The 15,763-nt window shown below is 68.5% G+C and carries 14 protein-coding genes; 7 read left to right on the forward strand and 7 right to left on the reverse strand.

Going from position 1 to position 15,763, the window contains the following annotated elements; all coding sequences use genetic code 11:
- Positions 1-81: 81 nt before the first annotated feature.
- Together WFQ67_RS14330 and WFQ67_RS14335 are read right to left on the reverse strand one after the other, a co-directional pair.
- Positions 82-1,038 carry a PA2778 family cysteine peptidase gene (locus WFQ67_RS14330; protein ID WP_337057262.1) on the reverse strand — a complete coding sequence of 319 codons (957 nt, stop codon included), beginning with the start codon at positions 1,036-1,038 and terminating at the stop codon, positions 82-84.
- Positions 1,038-1,436: a PA2779 family protein gene (locus WFQ67_RS14335; RefSeq protein ID WP_173172743.1), complete on the reverse strand. Its 399-nt coding sequence runs from the start codon at positions 1,434-1,436 to the stop codon at positions 1,038-1,040. The genes WFQ67_RS14330 and WFQ67_RS14335 overlap by 1 nt, the downstream gene beginning before the upstream one ends.
- A 150-nt stretch (positions 1,437-1,586) precedes the next feature.
- Between WFQ67_RS14335 and WFQ67_RS14340 the strand changes: the two genes are divergently transcribed.
- The 4 genes from WFQ67_RS14340 to WFQ67_RS14355 all read left to right on the forward strand — a co-directional run bounded on the left by WFQ67_RS14340 (position 1,587) and on the right by WFQ67_RS14355 (position 6,222).
- The gene (locus WFQ67_RS14340; RefSeq protein ID WP_213626178.1) at positions 1,587-2,096 is read left to right on the forward strand and encodes a sigma-70 family RNA polymerase sigma factor; all 510 of its coding nucleotides are present in this window, start codon (positions 1,587-1,589) and stop codon (positions 2,094-2,096) included.
- Positions 2,096-3,058 carry a FecR domain-containing protein gene (locus tag WFQ67_RS14345; RefSeq protein ID WP_213626179.1) on the forward strand — a complete coding sequence of 321 codons (963 nt, stop codon included), beginning with the start codon at positions 2,096-2,098 and terminating at the stop codon, positions 3,056-3,058. The genes WFQ67_RS14340 and WFQ67_RS14345 overlap by 1 nt, the downstream gene beginning before the upstream one ends.
- 108 nt (positions 3,059-3,166) lie before the next feature.
- Positions 3,167-5,710 carry a TonB-dependent receptor gene (locus WFQ67_RS14350; RefSeq protein WP_244862937.1) on the forward strand — a complete coding sequence of 848 codons (2,544 nt, stop codon included), beginning with the start codon at positions 3,167-3,169 and terminating at the stop codon, positions 5,708-5,710.
- Positions 5,711-5,898: 188 nt separating this feature from the next.
- Complete coding sequence (locus tag WFQ67_RS14355; RefSeq protein WP_111260067.1) at positions 5,899-6,222, forward strand: DUF3509 domain-containing protein; 324 nt, start codon at positions 5,899-5,901, stop codon at positions 6,220-6,222.
- Positions 6,223-6,244: 22 nt separating this feature from the next.
- On the opposite strand, the gene WFQ67_RS14360 is transcribed toward WFQ67_RS14355, so the two are convergent.
- A complete protein-coding gene (locus tag WFQ67_RS14360) occupies positions 6,245-6,736 on the reverse strand; it encodes a phosphate-starvation-inducible protein PsiE (protein ID WP_173172735.1) in 492 nt (163 codons plus the stop codon).
- Between the two features lie 270 nt (positions 6,737-7,006).
- On the opposite strand from WFQ67_RS14360, the gene WFQ67_RS14365 reads away from it, so the two are divergent.
- From WFQ67_RS14365 to WFQ67_RS14375, 3 genes are all read left to right on the forward strand, one after another.
- Positions 7,007-7,270 carry a YebG family protein gene (locus WFQ67_RS14365; RefSeq protein ID WP_111260065.1) on the forward strand — a complete coding sequence of 88 codons (264 nt, stop codon included), beginning with the start codon at positions 7,007-7,009 and terminating at the stop codon, positions 7,268-7,270.
- A gap of 168 nt (positions 7,271-7,438) precedes the next feature.
- Positions 7,439-8,323, forward strand: coding sequence for a sterol desaturase family protein (locus tag WFQ67_RS14370; protein ID WP_337057264.1), 885 nt, complete (start codon positions 7,439-7,441; stop codon positions 8,321-8,323).
- 198 nt (positions 8,324-8,521) lie between these two features.
- On the forward strand, positions 8,522-9,169 hold the full coding sequence (locus WFQ67_RS14375) for a transglycosylase domain-containing protein (protein WP_213626182.1): 648 nt from the start codon (positions 8,522-8,524) through the stop codon (positions 9,167-9,169).
- A 276-nt stretch (positions 9,170-9,445) separates the two neighbouring features.
- Here WFQ67_RS14375 and WFQ67_RS14380 read toward each other — a convergent pair whose 3' ends face one another.
- The 4 genes from WFQ67_RS14380 to WFQ67_RS14395 all read right to left on the reverse strand — a co-directional run bounded on the left by WFQ67_RS14380 (position 9,446) and on the right by WFQ67_RS14395 (position 15,762).
- Positions 9,446-10,126, reverse strand: a complete 681-nt coding sequence (locus tag WFQ67_RS14380) for an AraC family transcriptional regulator (protein ID WP_337057367.1) — start codon at positions 10,124-10,126, stop codon at positions 9,446-9,448.
- Between the two features lie 786 nt (positions 10,127-10,912).
- Positions 10,913-12,016, reverse strand: a complete 1,104-nt coding sequence (locus WFQ67_RS14385; RefSeq protein WP_337057265.1) for a response regulator — start codon at positions 12,014-12,016, stop codon at positions 10,913-10,915.
- An 11-nt stretch (positions 12,017-12,027) separates the two neighbouring features.
- Complete coding sequence (locus WFQ67_RS14390; protein ID WP_337057266.1) at positions 12,028-14,697, reverse strand: hybrid sensor histidine kinase/response regulator; 2,670 nt, start codon at positions 14,695-14,697, stop codon at positions 12,028-12,030.
- Positions 14,698-15,762 (reverse strand): ATP-binding SpoIIE family protein phosphatase, encoded by a 1,065-nt coding sequence (locus WFQ67_RS14395; RefSeq protein WP_337057267.1) that lies wholly within the window; start codon positions 15,760-15,762, stop codon positions 14,698-14,700.
- Position 15,763 lies beyond the last annotated feature (1 nt).

The raw sequence follows: 15,763 nt of genomic DNA on the forward strand, positions 1-15,763 counted from the left end.
CGCGCGCATCGAAGAAGACGCCCCATCCACTGAGCGATGAAGGGACGCCGCCGGGCGAATGAATTCGCCCCTACAACGAGATCATTGCCCCCCGCATGCCGGCACGGCTTCGCAACGGCCGCCGGCCTTGGCTCCGGCACCCAGCGGCGCGGCCATGCGCGCATCGTCGGGAGCCAGTTGGCGGGCGCAGGCGCGGGCCTGCTCGGCCTGGCCCGGGCAGCCGCGTTCGGCCAGCAGCTCGGAGAGGTTGAACCAGCCCAGGGCGTAGTCCGGCTTGCGGGTGATGCTCTGGCGCAGGGCCTTCTCCGCGCCCTCGCGGTCGCCCTCGGTGTAGCGCGCGTTGGCCAGGGCGAACAACGGCAAGGGCTCGCGGTACCAGTGCCCGGAAGCCGTGAGATAGGCCCGTTCGGCACGCTCGCGCTGGCCGGTCTGTTCCAGGTCGCTGGCGCCCTGCATCCAGGCCTCCAGGCGCGGCTCGGCCGGCAGTTGCTCGGGGGGCAGGGTCACCACGGCCCAGCGCTCGGCGCGCGCCCAGGTGCGATCGAAACTGCGCAGGTCGGTGACCCAGCGCCGTGTGGTGGCCGAGCGCAGCACCAGCTCGTCCTTGGCGCGGTCGTAGCCGACCACCACCGCGAAGTGCCATTGCGGGTACCAGTCGAGGCCGAGGTTCTGCATCACCAGCACCGGGTTGCCCGCCGCCACCTGGGCCAGCAGGGCATCCAGGCTGTGTTGCAGCGGGTAGACCAGCATGCCGCTCTGCCGCGCTGCGGCCACCAGTTCCAGCTTGAGGCTGCCGCGCCGCTCGGGCAGGTAGACCTTGGGCACCAGCGCCTCCGGCGAGGTCGCCACGCCGCGGTGCACCAGCACCGTGGCCAGCGCCGCCGGGCCGCACTGGTAGTCCTCCTGCGGGTAGAAGGGCACGTCCGCCAGCTCGATGCGCTCGGGCAGCCGCTCGCTCTGCGGGGGCAGCAGCGGGCCGCTGGCGCAACCGGTGAGCAGTACGGCCAGGGCGAGGAGCCCCGGCCGCAGCACGCGCATCAACGGATGCACTTGATGAAGCTGAAGATGTCCGTGGCGCAGAGCATGTCGGTGATGATGAAGATCACCAGGAACAGCACGATGATGCCGACCACGCCGGCGCCGGCGGGCTCCTGCTGCAGCTGCTGGTTGAACTGCGCCAGCTCGGCCGGGGTGAGGCTGTTGATGCGCGCCTCCACCTGCTCGCGGGGCACGCCGTATTCCTGCAGCTTCTTCTGCACGTCCTGGTTGTCGAGCATGCCGCGCAGCTGCGCGCGGTCGACCTGTTGCTGCTGTTCCTGCAACGCCTGGGGCGTGCCGATCATGGCGGCCTGGGCCAGCGGCACCTGGGCGAAGAAGGTGAGTTGGCTGGCGACCAGCACGGCGGCGAGTCGGCGATGGGTGGCGGGACTGAGCATGGTGGTTCTCCTGGATCGAGTTGTTGTGATCGATTGACCCGCGCCTCGCTTCCCGGGTTCCACCCGCCGATTGCGCAACGGCCACGGCACAAATAGAATGCGAAGCATTCCTATTTGATCCATTCCCGAATCCCCCTTCCGGAGCCCTCCTTGACCAGCAGCCAGGCCGCCCCCGAGCAGGCGTTGCACAAGCTCTACAGCGACCACAGCGGCTGGCTCCGGCACTGGCTGCAACGCAAGCTCGGCTGCCCGCAGAGTGCCGCCGACTTGGCCCAGGACACCTTCCTCAAGGTGCTGCTGGGGCGCGAGGCGCACCGCATCCTCGAACCCCGGGCCTTCCTCACGACCCTCGCCAAGCGCGTGCTGGCCAACCACTACCGTCGCCAGGACATCGAGCGCGCCTACCTGCTGGCCCTCGCCGCGCTGCCGGAGGACGAGGCCCCCAGCGAGGAGGCCCGCGCCATCATCCTGGAGACCCTGGTGGAGCTGGACCGCCTGCTCGACGGCCTGCCGCCCCAGGCCAAGCAGGTCTTCCTGCTGGCCCAGGTGGACGGCTGCACCTACGCCGAGATCGCCGAGCAGCTCGGCCTCTCCCTCTCCAGCGTCAAGCGCTACATGGCCAAGGCCGCCGAGCGCTGCTACTTCGCGGAGTGCCTCTGATGGCCCTGCGCAAGAGCGGCGAGCCACGCATCGCCCCCGCCGTCGCCGCCCAGGCGGTGCAGTGGCTGGTGGAGCTGCAGGACGGCACGCCCTCGCGCCAGCGCCAGGACGACTGGCAACGCTGGCGCGCCGCCGACCCGGAGCACGAACGCGCCTGGCAGCGCATCGAGTCGGTCAACCGGGGCCTGCGCGGGTTGAACACGCCCACCGCCCTCGCCGCCCTGGATGCCCCGGCCTCACGCGGCCGGCGCGAGGCCCTGAAGCTGCTCACCCTGCTGGTGATCGCCGGTGGTGGCGCCCTGGCGATGCGGGACAGCGCCCCGATGCTGGCGCTACGCGCCGACCAGAGCACCGCCGTGGGCGAGCGCCGCCACCTGACCCTGGACGATGGCTCGACCCTGTCGCTGAACACCGACAGCGCGCTGGACATCCGCTTCGACGCCCGCCAGCGCCTGCTGCACCTGCGCCAGGGCGAGATGCTGGTGGACGCGGTGGACGAGGCACGCCCGCTGCGGGTGGAAACGCCCCAGGGTCTGGTCCTGCTCAACGGCGGTCGCCTCGCCGTGCGCCTGCAGGACAGCCGCAGCCAGGTCAGCCTGTTCGCCGGCGATGCCCAGGTGTTCAGCCATGGCCAGCGCCTGGCGTTGCACCCCGGCCAGCGCCTGGACCTGGACGCCCGTGGCAGCGGGGCGGCCCAGGCGGTGGACGAGAACAGCGTGGCCTGGATCAACGGCATGCTGGTGGCCAGTTCCATGCGCCTGGGCGACTTCCTCGCCGAACTCGGCCGCTACCGCCACGGGCGCATCGGCTGCGACCCGGCCATCGCCGACCTGCGCCTCTCCGGCACCTACCCGCTGGACCACACCGACAGCATCCTCGCCCTGCTGCCGCGCACCCTGCCGGTGGAGGTGCGCAGCGTCACCCGCTACTGGATCAGCGTGCACCCCAGGGCCGCCTCCTGAGCCGCGCACCGGCCCTGTGAAAAAAATCTCCACCGACCTGAACCTTTTTCCCGGCCTCGCGTGACAGGGAAGGCAGAACCCCCTTTCCCTCTCTCGACGAGTGCCGCCATGAACGCCGACCCGACCCTCCGCCGCTTCACCCGCACGCCCCTGGCCCGCGCCCTGCAACCGCTGCTGCTGGGCCTGAGCCTGGCCGCCGCAGGGCTGCCCACCGTCGCCGGCGCCCAGGATGCGGTGATCGGTGCCGACCAGCGCCAGGCCTTCGACATCCCGGCCGGCGCCCTGGAGCCCGCGCTCAACCGCTTCGGCCGCGAAGCCGGCGTGCTGCTGGCCTTCAGCCCGGAGCTGACCCAGGGCCGCAGCACCCAGGGCCTGAAGGGCGAGTTCGCCGTGGCCGAGGGCCTCGACCACCTGCTCGCCGGCAGCGGCCTGCGCGCCGAGTCCGCCGAAGGCGGCTTCAGCCTGCACACCGCCTCCGACGGCGCGACGCTGGAGATCGACCGCCAGGTGGTGATCGGCTCCCGCGCGCCGGTGAGCATCAGCGAGCTGCCGGGCACCGTGTGGGTAATCGACAGCCAGCAGCTGCAGGAGCAGACCAAGGCCGGCGTGCCTTTCAAGGAAGCCCTCGGCCAATTGATCCCCGGCATGGACATCGGTCCCCAGGGCCGCACCAACTACGGCCAGAACATGCGCGGCCGCAGCGCCCTGGTGATGATCGACGGCGTGTCGCTGAACAGCTCCCGGGGCATCAGCCGCCAGTTCGACTCCATCGACCCGTTCAACATCGAGCGCATCGAAGTGCTCTCCGGCGCCAGTGCCGTGTACGGCGGCGGCGCCACCGGCGGCATCATCAACATCGTCACCAAGCGCGCCGAGGCGGGCGAGGCGCGCTTCACCAGCGAAATCGGCGTGCGCAGCGGCTTCGAGACCCACCAGGACCACGACTGGCGCATGGCCCAGTCGGTCAGCGGCGGCAGCGAGCAGGTCAAGGGCCGCGTCTCGGTGGCCTACCAGAAGAACGGCGCCGCCTACGACGGCAACGGCGACCAGGTGATGCTCGACATCACCCAGACCGACCTGCAGTACAACCAGGCGGTGGACGTGATGGGCAGCCTGGACTTCGCCTTCGACAATGGCCAGACCCTGAACCTGGGCATGCAGTGGTACGACTCCGGCTACGACGGCGAGAAGGGCGTGAACCTGGGGCGCAACTTCCAGGGCCTGCGCGGCCAGACGCCCTTCGAGGTGGAAGGCGGCGCCAGCTTCGACCGCGAACCGCACACCGAGCGCCAGCAGTTCAACGCCACCTGGCACGTGCCGGAAGTGCTCGGCCACGACTTCTACCTGCAGGCCTACTACCGCAGCGAGGAAATGGCCTTCCAGCCCTACCCTTCCATCACCTTCGCCAGCGGTGCCATCGACGCCAACCGCTCCTACTATTCCGCCTCGCAGCAGGACACCGACTTCTTCGGCCTCAAGTCCGTGCTGGTCAAGGAATGGGACCGCGTCAGCCTGACCTACGGCGCCGACTTCGAGTGGGAGAGCTTCGACTCCGACCAGGCCCTGTTCAACCTCGATACCGCCGCCAACACCGGCGGGCTGGTGGCCGACGAGTACGCCCGCGTCGGCCGCTACCCGGGCATCGACACCGACAGCAAGTCGCTGTTCGCTCAGGCCAGCTGGAAGGCCACCGACGACCTGACCCTGTCCGCCGGGGTGCGCCACCAGCGCATCGGCAACGACGTCGGCTCCTTCGTCGCCGCCGCCCAGCAGATCCAGATCAGCAAGGGCAACGGCACCAGCGCCGACGCAGTGCCCGGCGGCTCGAAGGACTACCAGGTGGACCTCTACAACGTCGGCGCCGTCTACAAGCTGAGCAAGGCACAGCAGCTCTGGGCCAACTACTCCGAGGGCTTCGAGTTGCCCGACCCGGCCAAGTACTACGGCCAGGGCAGCTACACCCTGGTGGGCAACCACTGGACCCTGGGCCGCCACGTCAACGTCGAGGACTCGGCCCTGGACGGCATCAAGACCAAGCAGGTGGAGCTCGGCTGGCGCCACTACGCCGACGGCCTGGACGCCCAGCTGGCGGCCTTCTACGCCTGGTCGGACAAGAGCATCACCTACAACCGCACCACCCTGCTGGTGGAGCAGCTGGACAACAAGAAGCGCAACTACGGCCTCGAGGGCCAGGCCACCTACTGGCTGGACGACAACTGGCAGATCGGCACCAGCGCCCTGGCCATCCGCTCCCAGCAGAAGATCGCCCAGCGCTGGCAGAAGCAGGACGTCACCGCCGCCAGCCCGTCCAAGCTCACCGCCTTCGCCGGCTGGCAGGACGGCGAGACCAGCCTGCGCCTGCAGGCCGTGCGCAGCTTCAACCTCAGCGACGACGGCAACGTCCTGGCCAGCGGCACCTTCGACGGCAACGACCACAGGATCGACGGCTACACCACCTTCGACCTGCTGGGCAGCCAGGCGCTGCCGGTGGGCACGCTGAACTTCGGCATCCAGAACCTGCTGGACAAGGACTACACCACCGTCTGGGGCCAGCGCGCCCAGGTGTTCTACGGCACCAACGCCACCGCCGACCTGTTCGACTACCACGGCCGTGGCCGCACCTACAGCCTGAGCTACAGCGTCGAGTTCTGAGCCGCCTGGCACCGTACCCGGGCTGAAGCCCGGGCTACCCCCTCATCAGAGTCCTGACCGAACGACCCGGATTTGGCCGTTTGCGACAGGCGTCGTGAAACCGGCTTTCCGTTCGTCCAATGGGATCGAACTTTGCAGAGCCAGCCTCAGTCAATCGCTCCATGCGTCAACAACTCAGGTAGCTCGCCATGTACAACCCCTTTCAGATTCTGACCGACGCCTTCCAGGCCGATTACCGGGTCAACCTCAGCCTGGAGCGCCTGGACGGCAACATCATGCTCACCCTGGCCGATGAGACCGGCGTGGTCGCGCGGCGCATGATCAGCCCCGCGCAGCGCAACGATCCGAAGCGCCTGGAGCGGGTGATCGAAAGCATCCGTTTTGGCATCGCCATCGAAAAAGGGCACAACGTCGGGGAAATGCTCAGCGCGATGACGGGAGGCAAGGCCCTCCCCACGCTGGTCGAGCGCCAGCCCGGCCGAGTCACCGGCCCCCTCGCCGTCGGTATCTGAGCGCCCTCACGGGCGCTCGTGCTCAGGCTTCCTCTTCGCCACCGCGCGCCACCTGCAGGCGCCGCCTCGGGTTCACGCTGTCACTGGCCTCCGAGGGGAATCGCGACGAGGCGAAACGCACCACCAGGATCGACAACGCCAGCAGCAGGATCGCACCGCAGACATACACGATGCTCTCGTCGGGGCGGTTATGGTGCGAAACGTCGGAGATCAAGAGGCGCGTCAGCGCGGTGATCGCCACGTAGATCAGAAAGCGCACCGGCATGTGGTTGGTCTTGAAGTAGATCCCCACCATCGCCCCCAGCTCCAGGTAGATGAACAACAGCAGGATGTCATCCACCGTGATGTGCCCCTTCTCCACCATCCCCAGGAACGCCACCACCGCCGCCCAGGCGGTGATCCCGCCGATGGCGAACAGCGCCAGGTAGTGGAAGCTCTCCACCAGCAGGTTGCCCAGCGACTCGGCCAGCCCGTGCACGTTGCCGCGCAGCTCTTCAGCCCATTTGATTTTCACGATCCAGCTCCTCGGTACGTCTTGGGTGGCGATGGTGCATCACCGGGATGACGATCCGACCTTGCAGGATGAAGGCCAGCTGTCCCGGCCCAATGAGATGCGCGGGTGCGACCGGACGCCACGGGACAGGTTGTCGCAGGGGCCGACGAGCAGCAGGACGTTGTGGCTGGCATGGCCTATGAATGACATCTGTTGACGGAGAAATCCGACCCATATACTGTACGCACATCCAGTATCTTACAGACCGATTTCAAAGGTGAGAGGTGATGAATGGCCGTCGAAGTGGTGTACCGCAGCAGCCGCGACCCGGAGCGCTTGTTCATGGATAAAGCCGAAGCCGACCGTTACGACAAGATGCTCGAACTGGCCGAGTCCCTAGCCACTGTCCTGCACAAGGCCGTGCCTTCGCTGAGTGAACAGCAGGTCGAGGACCTGGGCATCTATATGGCGCGCAACCGCGACATCTTCGCCCGCGCCTTCAAGAACCAACCCGACGCCCTCGCCGAACTGGACGCCGTCCCCGCCGAGGAATGACCCGAACACCCCTCATTGCAGGCATGCCCGTCCTGCACCGAGCCCGCTGCCCCAGCGGGCTTTTTTTATGCTGCGCGAAAGAACGCGCGGGCAGCTTGCGCCGTTTGTTCAAGCGCCCGGTGGCCGCTCGCCGCCAAGCTGGAGGCTCGATATTCAGGAGCTTCCACCATGCGATCAGTGTTCGCCCGCCTCTACGCCCCCGGTTTTCTCTTCGGCTTCCTCGCCCTGGCCCTGTGGATGAGCGAGCGCCTGCCGCTACCCTGGCTGCTGGCACTGGTGCCGGTCGCCGTTGCCGCCTCCTTCATCGCGGAAGCCTCGATGCCCTATGAACGGGCATGGAACCGCAGCCACCACGACCGCCTGCGCGATGCCTTGCACGCCGTGGTCAACGAAGCGCTCAACTGCCTCGGCATCCTGGTGATCCCCCTGAGTGCGGCGCTACTCCCCGACGCCGGGCTCTGGCCCCATCACTGGCCGCTGGCGCTGCAACTGCTGGCCGCCATCATCGTCGCGGACCCGGGCATCACCCTCATGCACTACGCCAGCCATCGGGTGGGTTTCCTCTGGCGCCTGCACGCCGTGCACCACAGCGTGAAACGCATGTATGGCTTCAACGGCCTGATGAAGCACCCGCTGCACCTGGGCTGCGAGGCCCTGGCCGGCACCCTGCCGCTGTTGCTCCTGGGCATGCCCGAACAGGTCGCCGCCCTCCTCGCCCTGGCCATCACCCTGCAGCTGCTGCTCCAGCACAGCAATGTCGACATGCGCATCGGCGCCCTGCGCCACCTGTTCGCCTGGGCGCCGGTGCACCGCTTCCACCACATGAAGTACGGCCGCGCGGGCGACGTGAACTTCGCCCTGTTCCTCAGCATCTGGGACCGCCTGCTCGGCACCGCCTTCCACAGCGACTACCGCATGCACGGCGACGACCTGGGCATCGGCAGCCGCCCCGACTACCCCGACGCCTACCTCGCGCAACTGGCCGAACCCTTCCGCAAAAGCCCAGCCCAACACCCCAGCCCGGAAGTGCCGCAGGAATTGATGCGTTCATAGACCGCCGAACTCCACACAGGAGCCTGTAGGGGCTGTAGGGGCGACTTCAGTCGCCAAGGGCCGCGCAGCGGCCCCAATACCCCAAAAGCGGGCGAATGAATTCGCCCCTACACCGCTGCAGCCGGCAGCAATAGCGCTCCGCCGTGCCCTGTAGGGGCGACCTCCCTTAGGATGCGCATTCGTACACAGGGATGAACGATGCAAACACGAACCTACACACCCGCCTCGATTGCCAGGGCCTGCGCACGCTGGCTCTTCCGGCTGCTGCTCGTGCTACTGCTCATACCGGTGGGCGCCTACCTGGTCTTCGTGGTCACCCGTTTCCTGCCGGTCAAGTCGGAGCTGGATGCGAGCCTGGTGCCTTACCAGGGGCCGGCGCCGCACCTGCGGATGCTGAGGGGCCTCGTATGGGCAAACGTCCAGGGCAATCCCGCACGTCCCACCCCTGTTCATTGGTTGGATGGGCCGGACGCAAGGATCACCGGGCTGGTCGCACGTTTCATCACGGCCAAGGACGATCTCTACCGCTCCAGTCTGTGGCGCCATCTGGATGGCATCGCATGGCAACTGTCGCTGAATATCAGTTACGACCACGAGGCCATGGCGGCCCTGTGGAGTGCACAGGCCCTCTCACCTGCGGGAACGGGGCTGGAAGCGGCCGCCTTGCACTACTTCGAACGCCCTCTTCGCGAGCTGGGTTGCCATGACCTGGCGGCGTTGGTGGTGATGGTTCGCGCCCCCAGACGCTTCGTCCCAGGCTCGGAGGCTTCGGAGCGTCTCATCCACCGGACAGGCCTGGAGGCCGCCTGTGGACAACCGGTAACGGACAGCGCAGACGCATCGTAAAGCGGGTGAACCCCGCGAGCCCCATGATCACACCGCATGAAATCCCACCCTACGATTGCGCCGTTCCCCTGTAGGGGCGACTTCAGTCGCCAAGGGCAGCGCAGCGGCCCTCATGCCCAAAAGCGGGCGAATGAATTCGCCCCTACACCGATGCAACCGGCAGCAATGCGGCTCCGCCGTAGGGTGGGCCGGGCGGCGTTCCGCTTCAGCCCACCAACACAGCACCGCGTGGGCTGAAGCCCACCCTACGATTGCGCCGTGCCCTGCTGGGCGACTTCAGTCGCCCAGCAGGCGCAGTTGCAGGTTGCCGAGGTTGCGGTCGGCGCGGATGCCGAAGGTGGCGCGCATGGTGCGGGAGAAGTGCGCGGCGTCGGCGAAGCCGGCGCCATGGGCGGCCAGGGTGAGGGATTGGCCTTCCAGCGCCAGGCGCACGGCGAGGCGCAGCCGGCGCCAGAGCACCAGGCGGCGGACCGACAGGCCCACCTGCTCGCCGAACAGCCGCTCCAGCTGGCTCAGGGACAGGCAGGCGCGGCTGGCCAGGGCCTGGGCGCAGACCTTGTCGGCCAGCAGTTCGTCCACCTCGTCCAGGGCCCGTTGCAGGCGGGCGTCCAGCGTCGGGCGCGGCGCGGCGAGCAGGCGTTCGGCCAGGGCCTGCAGATCCGTACCGGCCTCGGCCACCAGCGCCAGCAATGCCTGCGGAGCGAAGGCCAGGGGTTCGGCATAGACGGCCAGCAGTGCCTGGCCAGGCAGGGCCAGCGCGTGCTCGCGCATGGATTCCACCAGCACCGCCTGGCCGCTCACCGACTCGCCCTCCACACGCAGATGAACCTGGGCCTCGCGGGCGAGGAGGACCTGATGGGCGTAATGGGCATGGGGACGGGTGTCGCCATTGGCGCCGTCGATCAGGCAGAAGTCGCGGGCCAGCCAGAGGGCGCCTTGCCAGGGGGACTCGATCATCGGGGACATGTTGTCGGTTACGGGGTGGATAGCTTCAGGGGGCGGAGCGCCGAGGGCAAGGGCCGGCGGCGATGTCAGGTTGATGCCGTCGATCACGGGGCCCTGTAGGGGCGACTTCAGTCGCCAACCGCGGCGAAGCGGCCCCTGCCCAAAAACGGGCGAATGAATTCGCCCCTACACCGGTGCAACCGGCAGCAATGGCGCTCCGTCGTAGGGTGGGCCGGGCGGCGCTCCGCTTCAGCCCACCAACACAGGCACCGCGTGGGCTGAAGCCCACCCTACGGAATGGTGTGCAGCGGCGGCTCGGCGATACGGGCCGACTTGAGGCGTTTTCCCACAGCGGGAAAGGACAATGCCCGAGGCGGGCCGATTGTTCGCTCAGTACCCCCTCCCTATCCTCCGGCGGTCGCGGTCAATCCCGCGACCGGGCGTTGACGGCCCGAAGAGATGGCGCATCGTGCCCACTGGCACATGTGGAAGGCGGCGTATGCCTTTTGTGCCTGCAAACCTCCACATAAGCTCAATGGCGGACTGCGCGGGGAGACCCTCAGGTCTGCCGGTCTACATCTCGCCGGTTCGTCAACCCCGCGTGGTCTGCCCCCCTTATCTTGACGAAACAGCCGGGCTAGGCAGGTCGCTTTTGTGGGAGCGGTTTCAACCGCGAAGGCCCGTGCGTCGGGCCTGATCGCGAATGAATTCGCTCCCACGGGGAAGACCCGTGCCGCTCGGTATTCGCCGGGCTACGGGCATGCCGCCTGCTGCGGGAGCGGTCTGGAGCCCCTTGGCCTAGTCGTCGTGGAAGCGCCGGGCGATCTCCTGGAACTGGGGGTGGATGCGGGCGAAGGCGTCGGTGATGTCCGGGTCGAAGTGATTACCCCGCCCCGCGAGGATGATCGGCACCACGTCCTCGTGGGGCATGGCGGCCTTGTAGCAGCGCTTGCTGATGAGCGCGTCGTACACGTCGGCCAGGGCCATCAGCCGCGCGGAAAGGGGGATATCGTCACCGGCCAGCCCGCTCGGGTAGCCGCTGCCGTCCCATTTCTCATGGTGGTGGCAGGCGATCTCCTTGGCCAGGCGCAGGAACTCCACTTCCACCCCCAGGGCCTCCTCGGCGTGGACGATGGCTTCCTTGCCCAGGATGGGGTGGTTCTTCATCTGGGCGAATTCCTCGGGCTCCAGCTTGCCGGGCTTGAGCAGGATCCGGTCCGGCACGCCGACCTTGCCGATGTCGTGCAGGGGGGCGGACTTGAACAGCAGGTCGATGGTCTTGGGCGTGAGTTCATCCTGGAAGCGCGGGTGGTCGCACAGCTCCTCCGCCAGCAGCTTCACGTAGTGCTGGGTGCGCAGGATGTGGTTGCCGGTCTCGTTGTCGCGGGTTTCGGCGAGGGAGGCGAGGGAGTGGATGGTGATGTTCTGGATCAGCTCGTTTTCCCGGGTGCGCCGCTCCACCTCCTGTTCGAGGTAGGCGTTCTGGTTGTAGAGCAGGTCCCGCGCGGTCTTCAGCTCCAGGTGGTTGCGCACCCGGGCGAGCACGATGGCGGGGGTGATGGGCTTGTGGATGTAGTCCACGGCGCCGAGGGCCAGCCCGTGGGCCTCGGCGCTCTCCTCCACCTGGGCGGTGAGGAAGATCACCGGCACGCCGCGCGCCTGGGGGATTTCCTGCAGCGCCTGCATCACCTGGTAGCCGTCCATGTGGGGCATCACCACGTCGAGGAGGATGAGGTCCACCCGGGTGCCCGAGGTGAGGATGTCCAGGGCCCGCTGGCCATTGATGGCGACCTTGACCCGGTAGTGGGGCCCCAGCAGGGCGCTGAGCAGTGAGAGGTTCTCCGGCGTGTCGTCGACCACCAGCAGGGTGGGTTTGCTGTCGGGATCCATCAGGTTGAGCATCGAAGGTGACCTCACTCCATATTGAACAGGTCGGGCCTGGCGGCCCGGAGCTGGTGCAGATGTGCCAGGGCATCGGTGAAGCGGAACTGCGTCATGGCCTCCGCCATGGCCGGCGCAGCCCCGCCCAAGGCATCGTCGAGCGATGGCCGGTGCTGCTGGAACAGGGCCAGGGCATCGGCGTCGTCATCGGCCAGCAGGGCCGTCAGCCGTGCCAGCAGGCCGGGCATGTCGGGTGCCTCCTGCCCGGCCGGGGTGGCGTCCTCCGCCGGCAGCAGCGCTTGCAGGCCCTCGGCCAGGCGCTGTTGCAGCTGCACGCCTTCCTCGGCCAGGGGCAGCAGGCCGCCAAGGTCTTGCTGTCCGGCCAGGGCGCCTTCGAGCCGGGCGGAGAGTTCCCGCAGCGACTCGGCGCCCAGGGTGGCGGCGATGCCCTTGAGGGTGTGGGCGTGACGGTGCGCCTCCTCCCGCTGGCCGGCCCGCAGGGCGGCGACCAGGTTCTGCATGGGCTGACTGCCCTGGCGGGCGAAGCTGCGCAGCAGGTCCTCGTACCACTGCCAGTTGTGCATCAGGCGCTGCAGCGCCGTCTCGGCGTTCAGGCCCAGCGCCTGCAGCGGCCCCAGCCAATGCGCCGGCGAGGCCGGTTCCGGGGCCGGCGGCTCGCTCGGCGCCTCGGCCTGGTGGGCGAAGTCGGGAAGCCAGCGCAGCAGGGCGGCATAGAGTTTCTCGGGGTCGATGGGCTTGGCGATGTGGTCGTTCATGCCGGCCTCCAGGCAGCGCTCGCGGTCGCCGGCCATGGCGTTGGCCGTCATCGCCAGGATCGGGATGCGCGCCCCACCCTGCTCGCGCTCGCGCAGGCAGCGGGTCGCGGCCAGCCCGTCCATCACCGGCATCTGCATGTCCATGAGGATCAGGTCGACGGGCACCTGGGCGGCCATCTCCACCGCAATGGCGCCGTTCTCGGCCACCACGACCTCGGCGCCGACCAGCCGCAGCAGCCCCTTGGCGACCTGCTGGTTCAGCTCGTTGTCCTCGGCCAGGAGAATCCTCGCGCCGTCGAAACGCTGGGGCACGGGCGGGCCGGCGCTGCGCTGCGGCAGGGAGGTCGCCTGCTGCCCGAACAGGCCGATGAGGGTGTCGAACAGCACGGAGGCGCACACCGGCTTGACCAGCACCCGGTCGAATCCGGCGCCTTCGGCCTCGCGGAACACCTGTTCGCGGCCGTAGCCGGTGACCATGATGCGGTAGGGCCGGCTGGTCATGCCGCGCGCGATGAGCCGGCGCCCGGTCTCGATGCCATCGAGCCCCGGCATGTGCCAGTCCAGCAGCACCACGTCGTAGGGGCGCCCGTCCTGCTCGGCGGCAGCGATCATCTGCAGCGCCTGCTGGCCCGACTCGGCCGTGTCCACGGCGAAGGTCATGCTGCCGAGCAGGGTGGCGAGGATGTTGCGCGCGCTGGCGCTGTCGTCCACCACCAGCATGCGCCGGCCGCGCAGGTCCAGGCTCGGCAGGTAGCGGGCTCGTCGCCGCCCCCGGCCGAGCCGGGCGGTGAACCAGAAGGTGCTGCCCTGGCCCGGCTCGCTGTGCACGCCCACCTCGCCCCCCATCAGTTCCGCCAGGCGCCGCGAGATGGCCAGGCCGAGGCCCGTGCCGCCGTATTTGCGGGTGGTGGAGGTGTCGGCCTGCTGGAAGGACTGGAACAGCCGCTGCTGCTGCTCCTGGCTCATGCCGATACCGGTGTCCTGTACGGAGAAATGCAGCAGGACCTCCTCCGGCCAGGTCTCCAGGCAGCACACCCTGACCAGGATTTCGCCCTGCTCGGTGAACTTGACCGCGTTGTTGGCGTAGTTGATCAGGATCTGCCCCAGGCGCAGCGGGTCGCCCTGCAACAGCGTGTCCAATCGATGGTCGATCTCGAACAGCAGTTCGATGCCCTTGGCCTCGGCCTTCTCTCCCACCAGGGTGGCGAGGTTCTCCAGCACGTGGTCGAGGTCGAACTCGATCCGCTCCAGGTCCAGCTTGCCGGCCTCGATCTTCGAGAAGTCGAGGATGTCGTTGATGATCCCCAGCAGGTGCTGGGCCGAGCGCTGGATCTTGCTGAGGTAGTCGAACTGCTGCGGGTCGAGGGGGCTCTGCAGGGCGAGGTGGGCCATGCCGAGGATGGCGTTCATCGGCGTGCGGATCTCGTGACTCATGTTGGCGAGGAAATCGCTCTTGGCCCGGGTGGCGCTTTCCGCCAGGACATAGGCCTGCTCCAGCTCCTGGTTCTTGGCCTGCATCAGGGCGAACAGTTCGTCGCGGGAAGGCTCGGCGAACTGCTGGCGCATGCGCTGTTGCAACTCGGCATCGGGCCAGCGCGGCAGCCGGCAGGACAGGGCGAGGCTGTTCTCCGCCAGGACGAGCAGGCGCACACCGCCCTGCACGGCCCCGTGCAGCGGGGGCTGCAGAGGCTGGTCAGCCGACAGGCAGAGCCCCAGCTCCTGGGTCCTGTCGTCCAGCCACAGTTGCAGGCGCAGGTTGGCTACGGTCGCCGCCAGTTGGCGCACCAGCTCGGAGGTGGTGCTCGCCAGCGGCGCCAGGAAGGTGGGGTGCGGGTCGATGCAGGCGAGCACCTGCGCGACCTTGCGCCGGGCCGCCAACGCGGCGGCCGGGCCATCGAGGGTGATGTCGCCGACCACGTGCCGCATCTAGGCGCCCTCGCCTGCCAGCACCCGCAGCACGATGCAACTCGCATCGTCGGTGCTGCGCCCGCTGTGGGTGATGACCTGGCGAGCCAGGGCCGCGGGATCGGCGCCCAGGTCGAGCAGGCCGTCGCGCAGGTTCAGCGTCTCGCTGACCCCGTCGGAATACAGCATCACGACATCCCCGGAATCGATCGGCTGGCGTTGCAGCAGAGGCGTGGGATAGCGCTCGCCGAGCACGCCATCGCGGGAGACGCCGCGCCAGGCCTCGCGGCCACGCAGGCAGATGCGGGTGTTGCCGATGCCGGCGTAGCTCAGCTCGCCGCGCTCGCCGTTGACCAGCGCCACGCCGGCCGCCGCGCCACGGGTGCCGATGCAGTGCTGGTGCAAAAGCTGCAGCAGGCGGGTGGGCTCCTGCTCAGGGGTCTGCTGCAAAACCGCCTCGAGGGCGCGGGCCAGTTGGTGGGCCGAGGCGCCATGGCCGCTGACGTCGATCAGCACCAGGCTCACCCCGTCCGGCCCCGCCCGCATGAAGGCCAGGTCACCGGAAACGCGCTCCGGGTGGCAGGGGCGGTTCTCGCTGGCCCATTCCAGTTGCAGGCCCTCCCGCCCCGCGCCCGGCACCGGCAGGGAGAGGCGCGCGGTATTAGGGGCGGGCCCCAGCCACTTGCGCGCCAGTACCTGCGTACCGCCCTCCGGCGGCAGGGTGATGGACAGCTCTGACATCATCCGGCGCACGCCGGGCAGCCCAAGTCCCAGGGTGCCCGAGGTGCTGTAGTGGTCCTGCACGGCCTTGTCCACGTCCGGGATGCCGGGGCCCTGGTCACGGGCGACGATGTCGATGCAGGGGCGCCCTTCGGCCTGGTTGAGGGCCAGCGTCACCTCGCCCTTCACCGCGTACTTGAGGATGTTGCTGCCAAGCTCGGACACCACGGTGGAGAGCATCGCGCGGTCGACCTCGGACAGGCCGGCAAGGAAGGGCAGCCGGCGCACCGACATCACCGCCAGGTGCAGGTCCACGTCGTGGCGCAACGGGTAGCGTGCCTCCCTGGCGTCCCGTTCCCCGGCCATG

This window comes from Pseudomonas sp. USHLN015 (genome assembly GCF_037153275.1).
Taxonomy (GTDB): Bacteria; Pseudomonadota; Gammaproteobacteria; order Pseudomonadales; family Pseudomonadaceae; genus Metapseudomonas; species Metapseudomonas tohonis.

What these genes read in the sequence shown, in the direction of transcription:
- WFQ67_RS14330 (WP_337057262.1), bottom strand. Translation starts at nt 1,038, where the DNA reads ATGCGCGTGCTGCGGCCGGGGCTCCTCGCCCTGGCCGTACTGCTCACC.
- WFQ67_RS14335 (WP_173172743.1), bottom strand. Translation starts at nt 1,436, where the DNA reads ATGCTCAGTCCCGCCACCCATCGCCGACTCGCCGCCGTGCTGGTCGCC.
- WFQ67_RS14345 (WP_213626179.1), top strand. Translation starts at nt 2,096, where the DNA reads ATGGCCCTGCGCAAGAGCGGCGAGCCACGCATCGCCCCCGCCGTCGCC.
- WFQ67_RS14350 (WP_244862937.1), top strand. Translation starts at nt 3,167, where the DNA reads ATGAACGCCGACCCGACCCTCCGCCGCTTCACCCGCACGCCCCTGGCC.
- WFQ67_RS14355 (WP_111260067.1), top strand. Translation starts at nt 5,899, where the DNA reads ATGTACAACCCCTTTCAGATTCTGACCGACGCCTTCCAGGCCGATTAC.
- WFQ67_RS14365 (WP_111260065.1), top strand. Translation starts at nt 7,007, where the DNA reads ATGGCCGTCGAAGTGGTGTACCGCAGCAGCCGCGACCCGGAGCGCTTG.
- WFQ67_RS14370 (WP_337057264.1), top strand. Translation starts at nt 7,439, where the DNA reads ATGCGATCAGTGTTCGCCCGCCTCTACGCCCCCGGTTTTCTCTTCGGC.
- WFQ67_RS14375 (WP_213626182.1), top strand. Translation starts at nt 8,522, where the DNA reads ATGCAAACACGAACCTACACACCCGCCTCGATTGCCAGGGCCTGCGCA.
- WFQ67_RS14380 (WP_337057367.1), bottom strand. Translation starts at nt 10,126, where the DNA reads ATGATCGAGTCCCCCTGGCAAGGCGCCCTCTGGCTGGCCCGCGACTTC.
- WFQ67_RS14385 (WP_337057265.1), bottom strand. Translation starts at nt 12,016, where the DNA reads ATGCTCAACCTGATGGATCCCGACAGCAAACCCACCCTGCTGGTGGTC.
- WFQ67_RS14390 (WP_337057266.1), bottom strand. Translation starts at nt 14,697, where the DNA reads ATGCGGCACGTGGTCGGCGACATCACCCTCGATGGCCCGGCCGCCGCG.
- WFQ67_RS14395 (WP_337057267.1), bottom strand. Translation starts at nt 15,762, where the DNA reads ATGGCCGGGGAACGGGACGCCAGGGAGGCACGCTACCCGTTGCGCCAC.